The following is a 17,751-nucleotide window of genomic DNA, read 5'->3' as shown; positions in this document are numbered from 1 at the left end:
GATTCCAAAGATTCCAAAGATTCCAAAGATTCCAAAGATTCCAAAGATTCCAAAGATTCCAAAGATTCCAAAGATTCCAAAGATTCCAAAGAAACAATAGAGTAAATACTCTATTTCAACCTATATTTCTTCTTATTTTTAAATTACTTCTTTTATCATTAATTATGTTTAGTGGGTTCCACGTGGAACGTTTAATTGATTTTATGATCCAGAAATAAAAAAAGCAGGATTACTCCTGCTTTTTATCACTACAGAACATTCTTAGTCAGTGAACGTTACACGTGCAATTGCTTTTTTACCTGACTGAATAATGAAGCTTCCGTTTTCTTTTACAGAGAAGCTTGCATCAACGGCATTCCAGTCAACTTTTACTGCACCACGAGCTACGGCATCTTTTGCAGCTGCAGCATTCGGATTTAATCCAGCTACACGTAAAATCGTAGCAATAAAGATTTCTCCTCCAAACTCACCAAGTGAAATAGTCACTTCTGGTGTGTCTTCAGGTACTTCACCTTCTGTAATACGATTACCAGCACTCTTATGGGCATTAGCAGCTGCTTCTGCATCATGGAAGCGTTCAACTAGCTCAAGCGCAAGGATACGTTTTACTTCCTGCGGATTACGACCAGCAGCAATTTCATCTAATAAAGCTTTGATTTCATCAAGAGATTTGAAGCTTAATAAATCGAAATAGCGTTCGATTAAAGAGTCTGGCATTGATAAAACTTTTTGGTACATTGCCCCTGGTGTATCAAATACACCAATATAGTTACCTAAAGATTTAGACATTTTATTTACGCCATCTAGACCTTCTAGAATCGGCACAGTGATACATACTTGTGATTCTTGGCCATAACGGCTTTGTAAGGTACGACCCATAAGTAAGTTAAAGGTCTGGTCTGTTCCGCCTAACTCAACGTCAGCTTCAAGTGCAATTGAGTCATAACCTTGAACTAGAGGATATAAAAACTCATGAATTGCAATCGGCTGATGGTTGCTATAACGCTTAGTAAAGTCATCACGTTCTAACATACGAGATACAGTTTGCTGACTTGCTAATTGAATAAGATCAGCAGCAGACTTTTGATTAAACCATTCTGAGTTAAAACGTACTTTTGTTTTATTTGGATCTAATATTTTGAAAACTTGTTCTTGATAAGTTTTAGCATTAGCTTCTACTTGTTCACGTGACAACGGCGGACGCGTCGCGCTTTTACCAGTTGGGTCACCGATCATCGCTGTATAGTCACCAATTAAGAAGGTAACTTCATGGCCCAAGTCTTGGAACGTTTTTAGTTTGTTAATAAGAACCGTATGTCCTAAATGTAAATCTGGTGCCGTAGGGTCAAAACCAGCTTTAATTTTAAGAGGACGATTCTCTTTAAGCTTTTTCAGTAAATCTTCTTCTGAAATAATTTCGTGCGTGCCTCGTTGGATGAGGGCAAGCTGTTCTTCGGCGGGCAAGAAATTTGACATCACAAAACCTAAACACATCAGTTATTCAATTTGTGCGATATACTAACATTTTTTCAGCGTCTTGCAGGGGAAGTTGCATATGAGCGCAATCTATATCGGCGTAATGACTGGCACTAGTATGGATGGTGTAGATATTGTTGCGGCTTCATTTGAGCCACTACAGCTTCATGCCACTCTTACAGTTCCATTCGAACCCGAGTTACGTGATGAGCTTATGGCATTAACTTTACCCGATGACAATGAAATTGACCGCATGGGTAAAGCCGATGTTGCCCTAGCCAAAATGATTGGTCACGGGATTAATAGCTTAATTGAAAAGCATCAATTAGACCGTAGCCAAATTAAAGCGATTGGTTCACATGGGCAAACTATTCGTCATCGTCCAGAGCATGGCTTTACGTTACAAATTGGCGATCCAAACATCATTACTGAAATTACTCAGATTCCTGTTGTTTCAGATTTCCGTCGTAGAGATATGGCAGCAGGTGGTCAAGGTGCGCCATTAGTACCAGCTTTTCATCAGGCATTATTTCAACATCCAAGCATTCATCGTGTGATTTTGAATTTAGGTGGCATTGCCAATGTAAGTATGTTGCCTGCCAATAATCCTGACGGCGTATTTGGTTTTGATACGGGACCTGCGAATATTTTGATGGATGCATGGTGTCATCGCCATACGGGTCACCCATATGATGAAAATGGCGATTGGGCCGCTTATGGTCATCCTATTCGTTCTTTACTCGACCGTCTTCATGCACATGAGTATTTTTCTAAAGAACCACCTAAGAGCACAGGACGTGAAGACTTCAATATTGACTGGTTAGATGATCAGTTAATCGATTGGCGAAATGATTTAACTTATGATGAGTTAGAAGATACACCTGAAAATATCCAAGCCACTTTATTAAAGCTTACTGTGCGTGCCATTCAAAAAGCGATTTATCGCTCTGAGATGGAAACAGGTGAAGTATATGTATGTGGTGGTGGTGCTTATAACTCTTATTTGTTAGAGCAATTACGTTGGCGTTTACGTAAACATAATTGGTCTGTTCAACCTACAGATGTTTTAGGGCTCTCCCCTACTTGGGTGGAGGCTACCGCATTTGCATGGTTAGCTATGCGTTTTGTAAATGGTTTAAGTGGTAATTTGCCAGCGGTAACAGGTGCTTCTAATTTTAGAATTCTAGGTACGATCACGGCGGTATAAAACTATTAATTGATTTGATTGGTCAGATTCGACCTCATAGCACATTTACTGACCCGAAATGCTGTTATGTAAATGGACATAAAAACTCATGATAACTGCCGACAAAAATAATTTAAGGCATGTTGTTATGGATTTGACCAACCGTATTCATCAATACACTCGTGGGGCTTGGACATTCGATGTGATTGATTCAGGCCCTCTAGATGGTCCGCTCGTTGTTTTATTGCATGGTTTTCCAGAAACTGCCCATAGTTGGGAGCAAACTTCTGAACTATTGCATCAGCATGGATTTAGAACGCTTGCGATTCATCAACGTGGTTATAGTTTAAATGCTAGGCCTCAAAGCCGATTTCAGTATTCTCTGAGTGAACTTGTAGAAGATGTGGCAAGCTTTATTAAGCAGATTGGTCAACCAGTTTATTTAATTGGGCACGACTGGGGTTCTGTAATTGCGTCTAGTGTAGCCATGAAGTATCCACAATATATTCAACATCTCACTTTAGTTTCTGTACCTCATCAAGCCGCATTTTTAAAAGCTTGTTTAAGCAGTAGACAACTTTTTAAATCTTATTATTTTGCAATTTTTCAGCTACCGATTCTGCCCGAACTTTTATTTAAAAAGATACCGAAATTAGGCCGTAAGTTTCTAAAGTCATCAGGCATGACTGAACAACAAATTGAAATATTCGAAACTGAATTTATAAAAGAAAATAGATTAACAACGGCGTTAAATTGGTATCGAGGATTTTTCTGGGATAAAGCTGGGAATTCGCTTAAAGCTATAGATGTTCCAACGTTGTTTATTTGGGGTAAGCATGATATTGCCGTTACAGAAAAAAGTGCGGAGCTAAACTCACATTATTTTAAAAATAGTTATGACGCAGTTTTTATGGATGCATCGCATTGGATTCCATATCAAAATGCACCAGAACTCGTGCAATATTTTTTTAGAATCTGTGCGTGAAGAGTAAGGATATAGGCAATAAAAAACCTCTCAAAATAGAGAGGTTTTTTTAAATTTTAAAATTCTTTTAAATCGAGAATGAAGAACCACAACCACATGTTGTTGTTGCATTCGGGTTTTGTACAATAAAACGCGAACCTTCAAGGCCTTCTACATAGTCAACTACTGAACCAATAAGGTATTGGTAGCTAAGTGAGTCAACCAGCATTTTTACATCGCCATTTACGAATTCTGCGTCATCTTCATTTACGCTTTCAGCAAAATTGAAGCCATACGAAAATCCTGAACATCCACCACCTGTTACATATACACGTAACATGAGATCGTCATTCCCTTCACTATCACGGAGTTGGCGTACCTTATTGGCAGCATTATCTGTCAAAACTAGAGCTTGGGCATTCATGATGATGGTTCCTCGGATTTTGCTGTGCCTTTCAAAATAAAAAAGACCCTATATTGAGTATAGCATAATCAATATAGGGTCTGTCTTCGAAGTTTAAAGCGAATCTTGAGTATTTTTATCAAGATTATTTGTAATTCTCATCTTGTAAGCCACATTCGAAGTTTTTCGCATCTTGTTTACAACGGAATTGCCATAATAGTTTCATCATTCGTTTATCATAAACGCCGCGCTTTGTAAGATTAATTCGTGATTCACGCATAAGCTTTTGATAGCCCGGTTTATCTGCAGCAGGAACATCCATCCAGTATTTTTGTGGAATATCCGCTTTCATTTTTCCTAAGATGGTAAACGCACGTGGTAACTGGCCTGCCACCCATTCTCTAGACTTCTGACCAAATCCAGCTGGGAATTTATCTGGACGAATAATAATATTTCCAGTCACCTGTAAGATTGGATAGTTAACGATTGCTCCTTTCGTACCTAAGCCTTTTTGTAGTTCTAAAGGTTTAAACGCTGCTGCTGGTGCACCAATAATATCGACCTGATGATTATTAAATTTAGCGCCAAAGTTAGTCACATCAGCACTCACAGCCTGTGCTCCTACCTGCTGAACCATAATCTTTTGCGCTTCATCGTAATCTAGTACAGCAATTTTTTTACCTGCAGCTTTGGCTACCGTATTAATGCTGCGGTCGTTTACTAAAAGGTAAGCATCTCCTACGGGAATAACACCAACAACCTCGTAGCGGCCATTAACCATATATTTACTAAAAGTAGGACTCGCTAAACCTTGCATGACTTTAACAGCAAGCTTGAGGTCAGGAATTGCACCAATAGCATCTAATGAACCAGTAAATGAGTTAAATTGGCGACCACGCATACCCGATACGCTAATGCCGTCACATTTACCCGCTTTAAAATCTTCAGCAATTACTGCTTCATTCTGGTTTACTTTTAGTTCGATATCAGCTCCCCAGTTTTTAGCGGCAAGTTGATAATCTTTCATGAGTGCATAAACGTCGCCATTTTTTCCAACGAAGTCAAAAACACATACCGTTTGTTTAGCCTGAACTGCAAAAGAAACTGTGGTAAGTCCCATAGCAAGTAATAGCGTTTTGGAAAATTGCATATTCGTTGTTCCTTTCCTTGTGGAGTTTTTGTTTTTCGATACCAAGAAATTTCATACCGATCAGGTATGAGTCGGATAGGCTTCATCTAAAAATCATGTTGGAATATTTTTATAGACCGAATTTGCTTTTATGATTTTACTTCCATGAAAAATAGATAGTGATTGACCTACCTATTAGCAATTATTTTTAATCACTCAAGTCCTTGATCCATTTTTATACCTTCATGTTTCCTTATGAAGTTTTTATCTAATTTAGCTTAACGTCTTTCTAACTATCCACAATGGCTGAATTGACAGCCTATATAAAGCAAAAAAGCCTAGAACTAAGTCTAGGCTTTTAAGATCAATATGAATTATTCACCAGCCATTGAACATTCAAAGTTAGCTTTGTCTACAGAACAACGTGCTTTTTTCAATACAGACATCATACCCGCATCGTAAATACCACGTTTCGTTAAGTCCATACGACCATCACGTAACATTTTTTGGTACTTAAGTTTGTCTTCAGCACTTAGGTTCATTTTGTATTTACCCGGAATCTGTGCTTCTAGGCGGTTAATCATTGCAAAGTTTTTAGGTAATTGTTTTACGAACCAATCACGAGATTTTTGACCAAAGCCCGCTGGGAATTTATCTGCACGTAATACAAGGTCAGCAGTTACGTGTAAAACTGGGAAGTTCCACATTACACCGTTTGCACCTAAACCTTTGTTTAGTTCTAATGGTTTGTATGCATAAGCAGGCGCACCTACCATATCTACCTGACCATTGTTAAATTTAGCAGCAAAGTTTGAAATATCAGAAAGAACTGCCTGAGCACCTACACGTTGCACCATAATTTTTTGTGCATCGTCATAGCCTAATACGGCGAATTTTTTACCCGCAGCTTTTTCAACAGAGTTGATGTTTTTGTCACGTACGAAAATAAATGCTGAACCTAGCGGAGAGATACCAGCAACTTCGTATTTTTTACCACCAAGGTTAGTTGTCATTTTTGCAGCATTACGTGCATCTAATACATAGGTAATAGCACGCTGTGCGATTTGGTTGTTAGGAACACCACCAAGCGAGTCGATTGATCCTGCGAATTTGTTATATTGGCGTGCACGCATAGCAGTCATTGCTACAGCATCACATTTACCAGCTTTAAAATCATTATCTGCAACAGCCTCGTCCTGACGAGGAACTAAGTTAATTTCAGTACCCCAGCCTTTTGCAGCTAGAGCCCATTCTTCCATCATTTTATATGAGTCGCCTGCTTTTCCTAAGAGGTCGAATACACACACGGTACTCGCTGCTTGTGCTGAAGCAGAAAAACCAACAACAGAAGCGGCAGCCATAGCAAGTACGATTTTTTTCATTTTCTTCATCCTTCCACGGAATAGATTTTTTGTTTGAAGTTTCCTTTCAAACACAGATATTAATCATGTTTTTTAGAAAAAAATAGAGCTTTTACTCAAATATTTTTATCTGATTGGATCATTGTTTGTTCTATTTAAATTATTTATTAGAAGTAAAAATCTCTAATTTTCCGTAAGTTACTTTTTATATTCACAATTTTCATACCCATATTCAGCTTTGAAATATGTGTAGCGATTTTGTGATTAAAAAACAAACTACTCATCATTGAGCGTACATTCAAAATTAGTCCGTTCAATCGTACAACGTGCACGCTTCAGCACACTCATCATGGTCGCATCATAGACACCTTGCTTGGTTAATTTGAGCCGTCCTTCACGCAATATTTTTTGGTATTTCAGCTTATCCTCAGCTGAAAAATTTAATTTAATTCTAGGCGGTACTCCTGCTTCCAACTGTTTTACCATATTGAAGTTTTGCGGTAACTGTTTAATAAACCATTCACGAGACTTGATTCCAAAGTTGGCTGGAAATCTATCATTTCTTGTTATTAAATCCCCTGTAACGTTAACAACAGGAAAAGTGAACATTGCTCCATTCGTTCCTACACCTTTACCAATTTCTAAGGGTTTATAAGCATAAGCAGGTGCGGCAATTGCTTCGACTTGGCCACTATTAAACTTTTTCACAAAATCGGTAATTTCCGATGGAATAGGATGTGCACCGACACTTTCAACCATAATTTTTTGCGCTGCGTCATACTGTAAAATAGCAAATTTAGTACCACGTACTTTTTCAATTGAGTTCAGGCTTTTATCTCTTACAAACAAATAAGCCAAACCAATCTGTACAATACCCACAACCTCGTAGTTTGTTCCATTTTGTGTAGTTACCATGCGATGTTTATTACGTTGATCTAAAACATAACTAATCGCCTTTTGAGCAATTGCATTACTGGTCACACCACCAATCGCATCAATTGAACCTGCAAATTTATTATAATTTCTTGCTCGCATAGAGGTCATATAAGCTGCGTCACATTTTCCCTCTCGCAGTCTACGATCTACCAAAGCTTCATCTTGAAATGGAATTAAAGTAATGTCAGCTTGCCAACTTTTGGCTGCAAGTGCCCACTCTTCCATCATTTTGTAGGATTCACCTGATTTTCCCAATAAATCGAATACACATACATTTTGCCCAGCATGTGCTGTTCCCATAGCACAGCAAAATACTGTACCAATTATCCCCAATCCTTTTTTCATTTGACTTTCCTTAGTCTAGTTTTATTAGGAGTTCATTTATCAACCAAGTTTTAAATTGTTTTTATTTTAGCCATATTTTTTAAAAAGTGGTCTATCTCGTTAAAAATTTAGATATTTTCAGACGAATAGCTTAAATAGAGATAGGTTTAGCCATGCAATCCCAGCATTTATAAACTAAAACTGCTAAAACTTTGTCTTCACGGTCAGTTCTCTTTAAAATACAGCATCCCTAACTCACCTCGATAAAACAAGATGATTCAATTTGACCAAGTTTCTTTACGCCGCGGTGGACGTGTTCTATTTCAAAAAGCGTCTATGCAATTACACCCAGGTTGGAAGATTGGTCTGACTGGGGTCAATGGAGCAGGTAAATCAACTTTATTTGCAGCGTTACTTGGAAGTTTAAGCGCAGATGAAGGTTCGCTTACCCGTCCTACAGGCTGGACTGTTGCGCATATGGCACAAGAAGTAAAAGCTTTGGATATGCCAGCAATTGATTTTGTTCTTTCAGGTGATGAAGAGTTTTGGGATATTCAAAATAAGCTTGCTCATCCAGATCAACTAAGTGACTTTGAGTTAGCTAAATTACATGGTCGTTTTGATGAAATTCATGGTTATTCAGCACCATCTAAAGCTGCACAGCTCATGGCGGGCTTAGGTTTTCTAGAAAATCAATTGCGTTTGAACGTTGAGAGTTTCTCTGGTGGATGGCGCATGCGCTTAAACTTGGCGCGTACCCTTATGAGCCGTTCCGATTTATTATTACTAGACGAACCAACCAACCACTTAGACTTAGATGCAATTTTGTGGTTAGAAGACTGGCTTAAAGCCTATGAAGGTACCCTCATCCTCATTTCGCATGACCGCGACTTTTTAGATGCGATTACAGATCATATTCTCCATATTGAGAATCAGGAACTCACGCTTTATACGGGTAACTATTCAACATTTGAAACAACTCGAAGTGAACGTTTAGCACAACAACAACAAGCTTTTGAGAAGCAGCAAGAAACACGTGCTCACCTACAAAAATTTATTGACCGTTTCAAAGCAAAAGCCACTAAAGCTCGTCAGGCACAAAGTCGTATTAAACAACTTGAGCGTATGCAACAACTCGCTCCAGCTCATGTCGATACGCCGTTTACTTTTAGTTTCCGTGAACCGACAAAAATGAGTTCACCGTTGCTGACCTTAGACAATGCCTGCATAGGTTATGGCGATAAACAAATCGCTGAAAAAATTAGACTTCAAATTACACCAAACTCGCGTATTGGTTTACTCGGTATGAATGGCGCAGGTAAATCAACATTAATTAAGAGCTTGGTGGGTGATTTACCACTTTTAGCAGGTGAACGTAAAGCTTCCGAGCTGCTTAATATTGGTTACTTTGCGCAGCACCAGATGGATGCTTTAGATGGTCACGCTAGCCCAATGTTACAGCTTGCCCGTATAGCAGATAAACAAATTAGTGAAGCTACCCTACGCTCTTTCTTAGGTAGTTTCGGCTTCAGTGGTGAACGCATGGATACACCATGTGAAAGCTTTTCTGGTGGAGAACGCGCTCGTTTGGCTCTGGCACTGATTGTATGGCAGCGTCCAAATGTTTTAATTCTCGATGAACCAACGAACCATTTAGATCTTGATATGCGACATGCGCTGAGCATGGCTTTACAAGATTTTGAAGGTGCTGTCGTACTGGTTTCCCATGAACGTCAACTTATTGCCAGTGTGTGTGATGAGCTTCTTTTAGTACACGGCGGTAAATGTACCGAGTTTGAAGGTGATTTGCAGGATTATGCTAAATGGCTACGTGAAGCCCGTCAGCAACAAATTAATGCTCAAACTGCCGTAGCACAAAATAACTCGTCCTCTACCACTTCTGCCCCAGCTAAAATCGATAAAGAAGCACAGCGTAAAGAAGCCGCGCGTCGTCGTGAACAAACTCGACCTATTCGTAAAAATATTGAAAAAGCTGAATCTCAAATTGAAAAGCTACAGCCACAGCTTGCTAAGATTGAAGAAGCTTTAGCAGACAGCTCATTATATGAGGCTGCACGTAAAGATGATTTGCTTAAGCTGATGAATGAACAAACTGAACTCAAAGCTAAACTTGAGCAATATGAAGAGCAACTTTTAGAACTCATGATGGAACTTGAGGAAATGGAAGCCTCTTTCGAGAACTAAGTTCTTGCCTGTGCTGGTATTTTTAAATAGCAGTACAGGCTTTTAGTTCAAATAAGAGCTTTATTTGCGCTACTATATAAAAATGTGAATCACTTCGAATAATATTTCATTCAGCTGTTAAATTTTTGAGATAGATTCAAATTTGATAACATATAAAACTTAAGCTACATCTTAAGGGTTGCCATACACAGATAATTTAACTAAATTCTGTAACTTCGTTTTTACCCTTGTTTAGTAGGTATTTAATTCGGGATCAGACAAACTGAATGAATTTTATTGATTTTATTACTAATTTTGAACATTTTTTACCTATTTTAATTCAGGAGTATGGCGCATGGGTCTATGCCATCCTCTTTTTGATTATTTTTTCTGAAACAGCTTTTGTATTTATGTTCTTTTTACCTGGGGACAGCTTACTTCTAACCGTTGGTGCTTTGTGTTCAGTGATTGAAATGATGCATCTAGGTTACATGATTACTTTGCTGACTGTAGCTGCAACGCTTGGCTATATTGTGAATTATTCTATCGGTCGTCATTTTGGTAACAGAATTTTTGAAGCAAAATCACGTTTTATTAAGAAAGAGTATTTAAATAAAACCAACCGTTATTTCTTACAACACGGTGGCAAAACTATTCTTCTGGCACGTTTTATTCCTTTTGCACGTTCTTTCGCACCATTAGCTGCGGGCTCTAGCAATATGAGTTATGGAAAATTTTTAATCTATAATGTCGCTGGAGCTATTTTGTGGATTTGTATTCTCTTAACAGCAGGATATTTATTTGGCCACGCGCTCATTCAGGTTACAGACTTAGTAGAAAATTAATCTTTTTTAAATTTAGTGCCTTCAAATAAAATAAAGGGAATGATTGTATCATTCCCTTTATTTTATTTAGATAAAAATGAAGTTATCTAAATTTCTTATGATTTTCATTACGGATATTAACTAAATTGATTGCTTCCGTTTTTGCTTGGTCTAATTGACCCTTATTTACCAAAACTGTAACACGATCAATCTCAGCAACTAACTGATCTAAACCTGCTTGATATTGCTTTACCTGTACATTTTCAGGCGGTAAACCCTCCAACTTATGAGGTAAAGATTTTTTTGAAGATAATGCTGCCTGACGCATAATCACAAGCTGTTGTTTTGCGTTATTGAGATCTTTAGCTTCAGCGAAGGCTTTTGTGCTCTTTGCTAAAGTTTTCATGTCGGCTTCCAAGTCAGCTGCAAATGCAGAATGACTCACTAAAGCCGCACATGAAATCAGCATACTTGCTAAAATTTTTTGACTCATCATCTTCTCTCCCTAGACTGATTTAGAATCTAGCTATCAATTAAGCATCAATATCTGCATTTAATGCATTTTCTTCAATGAAAGCACGACGTGGTTCAACATCATCACCCATTAAGCATGAGAACATACGGTCTGCTTCGATTGCATCATCAATAGTCACCTGTAACATATTACGGTTTTCAGGGTCCATTGTGGTTTCCCAAAGCTGTTCAGCATTCATCTCGCCCAGACCTTTATAGCGTTGAATCATCATTCCACGACGTGAGTCTTGCAAAATGTGCTGCCATACTTGATGGAAGTTAGCCACTTGAATACGGCGATCACCTTTCTGTAAATATGCACCGTCTTCAATCAATTTGAACCAACTCTTCGAGTTCTTCAATAAACGAGCATATTCTGCTGAATTTAGTAAGCCAGCATCAAGTAAGTAAGCATGTGGTAAGTTATGAACATACACTGTCACACGTGGCCAATAATGCGCAGTTTTCTCACCCTGAGCATTTTCACGCTCAAAGGTTTCCAGTGTAATTTCTGGACGCAAACTTGGCTGTAGTCGTTGAATAGCTTCACGTACTTGATCAGCCCATTGTTGTACATAAGCTTGATCATGATTCTGGTCAGCTTTAAACGCTTCCATTTCAAGTAATGCATCAAGCAAGCTCGCTGGATAACGCAATGTTAAACGCTGTAGGCTTTTTTGTGAAACTTGATAGTCCTGAATCACTTTTGCCAATGCTTCGCCTGTAATCGCAGGCGCTTCAGCACTAATATGTAAAGCAAGCTCATCAATCGCATTTGAAATTAAGTATGTTTCTAATGCATCGTTATCTTTGATGTATTGCTCTTGCTTACCTTTTTTCAACTTATACAAAGGTGGCTGTGCAATATAGATATGACCACGTTCAACCAACTCTGGCATTTGACGAAAGAAGAACGTTAATAACAATGTACGGATGTGAGAACCATCGACGTCGGCATCGGTCATGATGATAATTTTATGATAGCGAAGCTTGTCAGGGTTATATTCTTCACGGCCAATACCACAGCCAAGTGCTGTAATTAATGTACCTACTTCCTGACTCGAAATCATTTTGTCAAAGCGAGCACGTTCAACGTTCAAGATCTTACCTTTCAAAGGTAAAATAGCCTGCATTTTACGGTTACGACCTTGCTTGGCACTACCACCCGCAGAGTCACCCTCGACAAGATATAATTCAGAAAGTGCTGGGTCTTTTTCCTGACAGTCAGCTAATTTACCTGGTAAACCAGCGATATCTAACGCACTCTTACGGCGTGTCATTTCACGTGCCTTACGCGCAGCATCACGTGCACGTGCAGCGTCAATAATCTTTCCAGCAATCGATTTTGCAGCTTGTGGGTTTTCTAATAAGTAAGCAGAGAACTCTTTGTTCATTGCTTGCTCAACCGCCGGTTTTACTTCACTTGATACCAATTTTTCTTTCGTTTGAGACGAGAATTTTGGATCAGGAACTTTAACTGAAATAATCGCCGTTAAACCTTCACGCGCATCATCACCAGTAACATTGACTTTCTCTTTCTTGAGAATGTTTTCATTTTCAAGATACTGGTTTAAGCCACGCGTTAAAGCAGCACGGAAACCTGCTAAGTGCGTACCACCATCTTTTTGCGGAATGTTGTTTGTGAAACAACGAACGTTTTCTTGATAACTTTCATTCCACTGCAATGCAACTTCTACACCAATACCACTTTCGGTATCTGCGGTGAAATGGAAGATCTCATTGAGATGAGTTTTACCTTCGTTAATGTATTTTACAAACTCAGATAAACCACCTTCGTAGTCATATACATGCTCAAGATTAATACGCTCATCACGTAAAACGATACGGACGCCCGCATTTAAGAAAGAAAGCTCACGTAAACGACGCGCTAAAATTTCAACGTTAAAAATGGTTTGACTAAAAGTTAGTTCACTTGGCCAGAAACGTACAGTTGTACCACTACTATCCGTTTCACCAATCACACGTAAAGGATATTGCGGATCGCCGTGTTGATATTCTTGCTCATGAACTTGGCCAGCACGATTAATAATTAAATGCAGTTTACTTGAAAGTGCATTTACAACTGAAACACCTACCCCGTGTAAACCGCCTGAAACTTTATAGCTGTTGTCATCGAACTTACCACCTGCGTGCAGAATAGTAAGAATTACTTCGGCTGCAGAAACACCTTCTTCAGGGTGAATATCAGTTGGAATACCACGACCATTGTCTGAAACACTCACAGATTCATCTTCGTGAATCGTAACAATGATTTCATCACAGTGGCCAGCTAAGGCTTCATCGATTGCGTTATCGACAACCTCGAATACCATATGGTGTAAACCGGTACCGTCGTCTGTATCCCCAATATACATGCCCGGACGTTTACGAACTGCATCTAATCCACGTAATACTTTAATACTAGAGGAATCATAAGCCTTTTCATTGGTTTGTTCTGTTTGAGAGGCTGATTGAGACTCTGAACTCATGGTTTCTCCCTAGCAAATATAGGTTTATTCAAAGATGGGTAACATCAAAAAATTATGGTGAAGCAAGACTAACTTGACCGGATTCAACATTGAATAATTGATATGAAATGGACAGATCATGTAAGTGTTTTTTTACCGAAGCATGATCTAAAGTTGTCATAAAAACCTGGCTACCAAGTTGGCTTAATCGTTCAATTAAACGTTGTTGTGCGGTTAAGTCTAATTCTGCTGTCAGATCATCTAATAATACCACAGTTTCCTTATTACTCGCATGCAACATTGCAATTTGTGACAGTTTTAAAGCAATAATCAGGAGTTTTTTCTGACCTCTTGATAAAACATCATCTGCGTGTCCAAAGGGTGTTTTTAAGCGCAAATCAGCTCGATGTGGACCATACTCTGTATAACGTCTTTCAATGTCTTTTTGATGCTGATTTAACAAGTCTTGCATGAGTCCCTGCTCAGTATGAAAACCTGGGCTATATTCCAGTTCAATCTCTAAATCAGGCAGCAATTGACTTAAGTCATTTTGAAAATAAACATTCCATTGTTCTACGATGCTTAAACGCTGAGAGTGTAAAATTTCACCATAATCACTCAACATTTTGTTCCACGGCTCTAAATCAGCCAAAGAAAGATTGCGTCTTGTTTTGAGTAAGGTATTTCGCTGTTTTAATGCACGGGAGTAGTATTGCCATGCAAAATAAAATTCAGGTTCCACGTGGAACATCAGCCAATCTAGAAGCTGACGTCTTGGCTTAGCGCCATGATCAATAATATCTGTACTTTGGGGGTCAATATGCTGTAAAGGAAGTAATTTGGCGAGCTGACCTTGTGTTGCTACCGTATCGCCATTCACTTTCATCAACTGCTCACCAGAAGCAAGTTTCTGCATACCAATTTTTTCAGTCATCGATTGAGCAAATACAATCGCGTCGTCAGCTTCATATTGAATATAATTCTTTGGAATATGTGTACGAAATGAACGACCTGTTGCAAGCAAATGAATTGCTTCCAGAATTGAAGTTTTTCCTGAACCGTTGGCGCCATAAAAAACATTAAACGGTTGCAAACCATGGAGTGCAACCGTTTTTAAATTACGCACACGTTCTATGTTTAAACGCGTAAGATGCATAGAATTAAACCAAATTAAACACGCATCGGCATAACAACGTAAGTCTGATCAGGGTGAGCTGGATCTTGTACCAATACTGATTGGTTCGCCTCAGTCATGCTCATATTGACATCATCACCATCTAATACACCTAATACATCAAGCAAATATTGAGCATTAAATGACATTTCTAATGGTGAATTTTGATATTGGATTGCTAAATCTTCAATCGCTTCATCTTGTTCAGGGTTATTTGCACGCAGCTGCAAAGAATCTTGATTAAAGTTTAAGAAAACACCACGTAATTTTTCATTACTTAAAATTGCAACACGCTGTAATGATTGCTTAAATACATCATGACCAATCAAAACATGTTTATCACCACCACGTGGAATAACACGGCGGTAGTCAGGGAATTTTCCGTCAATCAATTTCGTCGTAAAACGAACGGTAATATCACCTTGTTCTTTATCACGACTTGGCGTATTAATCGTTACATTTAATAATTCACGACCAATAAGCAAAGTAAGTTGCTCATCTTCAATACTCAGTAAACGTTGTAATTCACCAACAGCTTTACGCGGCACAATTGCTTGTACTAATTGAGATGAACTAGAAGAAGCCAAAATTTCACAAAGAGCAAGACGGTGGCCATCAGTTGTTACTGCACGTAATTGATTTTCATCAATTTCTAACAAAGTACCTGTTAAATAAAAACGTACATCTTGTACAGCCATTGCAAAAGCAGTTTTTTCAAATAAACGCTTTAATTCACGTTGAGTCACCTGTACTTGTGTACCTTGGCTATTCTCAGTATTGAGTAACGGATAATCTTCAGCTGGCAGAGTACCTAATACAAAACGGCTATTACCAGACTTTAAAATACATCGTTGATCTTCAGTAATTTGTAAATCAATTAATGCAGCTGCAGGCAAAGATTTACAAATGTCCATCAACTTACGCGCAGGAACAGTTGTTTCACCTGCTTCAAGGCACGCCCCTTCTGATAAAGCAGTACTCGCCACCAGTTCAACTTCTAAATCCGAACCTGTAATGGTGAGTGCTTGACCATTAGTCTGAATTTTGACGTTTGAAAGAATATTCAAGGTATGACGACGTTCTACCGCACCGACAACATGCGATAAAACATTGAGTAAACTTTCTTTAGCGATTTTCAAACGCACGATTCATTCCTCTAGCAACTTGGAGCAAACATTTCATTTTTTAGCTGTGTACTATGCTGCACTTATGGAGACTTTGCAACAACGTCTTATGATTTCATTAACTCTGAAGAAGACGTAATAAGTTCTTATAATCTTCGTCAAAGATAGGATCTTCTCCCCGCAAACTAACCACTTTTTCACACGCATGCATTACGGTGCTATGGTCTCGTCCACCAAAAGCCATTCCGATTTCAGGAAAACTATCACCCGTCAATTCACGAGCAAGCCCCATCGCCAATTGACGTGGTCGTGCATAAATTCGTGTTCGTTTTGGACCAACTAATTCTTTTAACGGGATACGGAAATATTCACTCACCACGCGTTGTATATTTTCTACACTAATTGTACGTGCACGAATCGCCAATACATCTTTTAAAGACTCTCGTACGACATCAAGGTCAATCGGAGCACCTTTAAAACGCGAAATCGCAACAACTTTATTTAAAGCACCTTCAAGTTCACGTACGTTCGCTACAACTTGTTGAGCAATAAATAATGCGCAGTTTCTAGGCAAATCAACGCCACTATTTTCAGCTTTTTTAAGTAAAATTTCGATTCGGGTTTCAATATCTGGTGGTTCAACACCGACTGATAGCCCCCAAGAAAAACGAGAAACTAATCGAGGATCAAGTTCTGTTAATTCTTTAGGATAGCGATCAGAGGTTAAAATAATTTGTTTAGATTCATCAAGTAAGGCGTTAAATGTATAAAAGAACTCAACAAGACTAGCTTCTTTACCAGCCAAAAGGTGAATATCATCAACTAATAATAAATCTAGAGAACGACAATTTTTCTTAAATTCTTCAACCTTTCCTTTTTGTAAGGAACTCACAAAATCCTGTACAAAACTTTCCGAAGTCATATACATGACTCTCGCATTCGGCTTAGCTTGGAGCAATGCATTACCAACTGCTTGCATTAAGTGAGTTTTACCAAGGCCCGTTGGACCATATAAAAACAAAGGATTGTGTTGAGATGCACCTAATTGCGTTAAAACCTTCCTACATGTTTCAGCAGCCATCTGGTTAGAACGGCCTTCAACAAATAAAGAAAATGTAAATTGTGGATTTAAAAGCTTCTTTTTTGATGTTTTAGGATTAACAACATTATTAGCAACAGCTTCTACTTCCTTTTTAACCTTAACAGGTTGAGCTACAGGAGCAGTCTGTAAAGCTGCTGTAGTAGTTGCAGGTTGCTCATTAGAAGACAAAATACTACCAGGACGGGAATCGACCAAGATTTCAACTTGACGCACTCGCCCTTCTGACAATTGTTCTGCCAATATAGAAATTAACTCTAAATGATTCTCTTGAATATAACGCGTCCAATAAGGATTAGGAGCATATAGACGTAGTATACCCTCCACTTCTTCAGCTACTAAAGGGCGAATCCACATCGCAAAGACGTTATCAGAGAGCTCTTGTCGCAAGCGAGTTAAGCAGTCTGTCCAAAGCATGTGTATCCCCTATGTCTGCGTTTTAAATTCAAATCATTTAAAGATTAACCCTTCCTGATAAGAAGGGGTCGCCATTCTACCCAAGTTATCCACATCTGTCATGACGATTTCAGTTGATTTTGTCTAAAAAGAAAACTCTTGTGAATAAATTTAAATTCAAAACCAATTG

At 38.6% G+C, this 17,751-nt stretch carries 13 protein-coding genes and 1 pseudogene; 4 read left to right on the top strand and 10 right to left on the bottom strand.

Annotation, left to right across the window (positions count from 1 at the left end; translation table 11 throughout):
* Positions 1 to 261: 261 nt before the first annotated feature.
* Positions 262 to 1,494 carry a tyrosine--tRNA ligase gene (tyrS, locus tag F985_RS04910; RefSeq protein WP_025469049.1) on the bottom strand — a complete coding sequence of 411 codons (1,233 nt, stop codon included), beginning with the start codon at positions 1,492 to 1,494 and terminating at the stop codon, positions 262 to 264.
* A 61-nt stretch (positions 1,495 to 1,555) separates the two neighbouring features.
* Between tyrS and F985_RS04905 the strand changes: the two genes are divergently transcribed.
* Positions 1,556 to 2,683, top strand: coding sequence for an anhydro-N-acetylmuramic acid kinase (locus tag F985_RS04905; protein WP_004698186.1), 1,128 nt, complete (start codon positions 1,556 to 1,558; stop codon positions 2,681 to 2,683).
* Between the two features lie 127 nt (positions 2,684 to 2,810).
* Positions 2,811 to 3,654, top strand: a pseudogene (locus tag F985_RS04900) (alpha/beta fold hydrolase).
* 60 nt (positions 3,655 to 3,714) lie between these two features.
* Here the strand turns inward: F985_RS04900 and erpA are convergent.
* The 4 genes from erpA to F985_RS04880 form a co-directional block, all read right to left on the bottom strand.
* Positions 3,715 to 4,050 carry an iron-sulfur cluster insertion protein ErpA gene (gene erpA, locus F985_RS04895; RefSeq protein WP_002115421.1) on the bottom strand — a complete coding sequence of 112 codons (336 nt, stop codon included), beginning with the start codon at positions 4,048 to 4,050 and terminating at the stop codon, positions 3,715 to 3,717.
* 124 nt (positions 4,051 to 4,174) lie between these two features.
* On the bottom strand, positions 4,175 to 5,179 hold the full coding sequence (locus tag F985_RS04890) for a putative solute-binding protein (RefSeq protein ID WP_004698181.1): 1,005 nt from the start codon (positions 5,177 to 5,179) through the stop codon (positions 4,175 to 4,177).
* Positions 5,180 to 5,532: 353 nt separating this feature from the next.
* The gene (locus tag F985_RS04885; RefSeq protein WP_004698179.1) at positions 5,533 to 6,540 is read right to left on the bottom strand and encodes a putative solute-binding protein; all 1,008 of its coding nucleotides are present in this window, start codon (positions 6,538 to 6,540) and stop codon (positions 5,533 to 5,535) included.
* 255 nt (positions 6,541 to 6,795) lie between these two features.
* Entirely contained in the window at positions 6,796 to 7,800 is a 1,005-nt protein-coding gene (locus tag F985_RS04880; RefSeq protein ID WP_004698177.1) for a putative solute-binding protein, read from the bottom strand.
* 252 nt (positions 7,801 to 8,052) lie between these two features.
* On the opposite strand from F985_RS04880, the gene F985_RS04875 reads away from it, so the two are divergent.
* Both F985_RS04875 and F985_RS04870 read left to right on the top strand, forming a co-directional pair.
* Positions 8,053 to 9,984 (top strand): ATP-binding cassette domain-containing protein, encoded by a 1,932-nt coding sequence (locus tag F985_RS04875; protein ID WP_004698171.1) that lies wholly within the window; start codon positions 8,053 to 8,055, stop codon positions 9,982 to 9,984.
* Between the two features lie 266 nt (positions 9,985 to 10,250).
* Positions 10,251 to 10,808, top strand: coding sequence for a VTT domain-containing protein (locus tag F985_RS04870; RefSeq protein WP_002051888.1), 558 nt, complete (start codon positions 10,251 to 10,253; stop codon positions 10,806 to 10,808).
* A gap of 82 nt (positions 10,809 to 10,890) precedes the next feature.
* Here the strand turns inward: F985_RS04870 and cybC are convergent, their stop codons facing one another.
* The 5 genes from cybC to dnaA form a co-directional block, all read right to left on the bottom strand.
* Positions 10,891 to 11,283 carry a cytochrome b562 gene (cybC, locus tag F985_RS04865; RefSeq protein WP_004698167.1) on the bottom strand — a complete coding sequence of 131 codons (393 nt, stop codon included), beginning with the start codon at positions 11,281 to 11,283 and terminating at the stop codon, positions 10,891 to 10,893.
* A gap of 37 nt (positions 11,284 to 11,320) precedes the next feature.
* Positions 11,321 to 13,789: a DNA topoisomerase (ATP-hydrolyzing) subunit B gene (gene gyrB / locus F985_RS04860; RefSeq protein WP_004698165.1), complete on the bottom strand. Its 2,469-nt coding sequence runs from the start codon at positions 13,787 to 13,789 to the stop codon at positions 11,321 to 11,323.
* 52 nt (positions 13,790 to 13,841) lie between these two features.
* The gene (recF, locus tag F985_RS04855; protein ID WP_004698163.1) at positions 13,842 to 14,924 is read right to left on the bottom strand and encodes a DNA replication/repair protein RecF; all 1,083 of its coding nucleotides are present in this window, start codon (positions 14,922 to 14,924) and stop codon (positions 13,842 to 13,844) included.
* 14 nt (positions 14,925 to 14,938) lie between these two features.
* The gene (gene dnaN / locus F985_RS04850) at positions 14,939 to 16,087 is read right to left on the bottom strand and encodes a DNA polymerase III subunit beta (RefSeq protein ID WP_004698161.1); all 1,149 of its coding nucleotides are present in this window, start codon (positions 16,085 to 16,087) and stop codon (positions 14,939 to 14,941) included.
* 97 nt (positions 16,088 to 16,184) lie between these two features.
* Positions 16,185 to 17,582, bottom strand: coding sequence for a chromosomal replication initiator protein DnaA (gene dnaA / locus F985_RS04845; protein WP_004698159.1), 1,398 nt, complete (start codon positions 17,580 to 17,582; stop codon positions 16,185 to 16,187).
* Between the last annotated feature and the right edge of the window lie 169 nt (positions 17,583 to 17,751).

The organism is Acinetobacter seifertii (assembly GCF_000368065.1).
GTDB classification, from domain to species: Bacteria; Pseudomonadota; Gammaproteobacteria; order Pseudomonadales; family Moraxellaceae; genus Acinetobacter; species Acinetobacter seifertii.
This window is presented reverse-complemented; position numbering and strand designations above follow the sequence as displayed.

What these genes read in the sequence shown, in the direction of transcription:
- tyrS (WP_025469049.1), bottom strand. Translation starts at nt 1,494, where the DNA reads ATGTGTTTAGGTTTTGTGATGTCAAATTTCTTGCCCGCCGAAGAACAG.
- F985_RS04905 (WP_004698186.1), top strand. Translation starts at nt 1,556, where the DNA reads ATGAGCGCAATCTATATCGGCGTAATGACTGGCACTAGTATGGATGGT.
- erpA (WP_002115421.1), bottom strand. Translation starts at nt 4,050, where the DNA reads ATGAATGCCCAAGCTCTAGTTTTGACAGATAATGCTGCCAATAAGGTA.
- F985_RS04890 (WP_004698181.1), bottom strand. Translation starts at nt 5,179, where the DNA reads ATGCAATTTTCCAAAACGCTATTACTTGCTATGGGACTTACCACAGTT.
- F985_RS04885 (WP_004698179.1), bottom strand. Translation starts at nt 6,540, where the DNA reads ATGAAAAAAATCGTACTTGCTATGGCTGCCGCTTCTGTTGTTGGTTTT.
- F985_RS04880 (WP_004698177.1), bottom strand. Translation starts at nt 7,800, where the DNA reads ATGAAAAAAGGATTGGGGATAATTGGTACAGTATTTTGCTGTGCTATG.
- F985_RS04875 (WP_004698171.1), top strand. Translation starts at nt 8,053, where the DNA reads ATGATTCAATTTGACCAAGTTTCTTTACGCCGCGGTGGACGTGTTCTA.
- F985_RS04870 (WP_002051888.1), top strand. Translation starts at nt 10,251, where the DNA reads ATGAATTTTATTGATTTTATTACTAATTTTGAACATTTTTTACCTATT.
- cybC (WP_004698167.1), bottom strand. Translation starts at nt 11,283, where the DNA reads ATGATGAGTCAAAAAATTTTAGCAAGTATGCTGATTTCATGTGCGGCT.
- gyrB (WP_004698165.1), bottom strand. Translation starts at nt 13,789, where the DNA reads ATGAGTTCAGAGTCTCAATCAGCCTCTCAAACAGAACAAACCAATGAA.
- recF (WP_004698163.1), bottom strand. Translation starts at nt 14,924, where the DNA reads ATGCATCTTACGCGTTTAAACATAGAACGTGTGCGTAATTTAAAAACG.
- dnaA (WP_004698159.1), bottom strand. Translation starts at nt 17,582, where the DNA reads ATGCTTTGGACAGACTGCTTAACTCGCTTGCGACAAGAGCTCTCTGAT.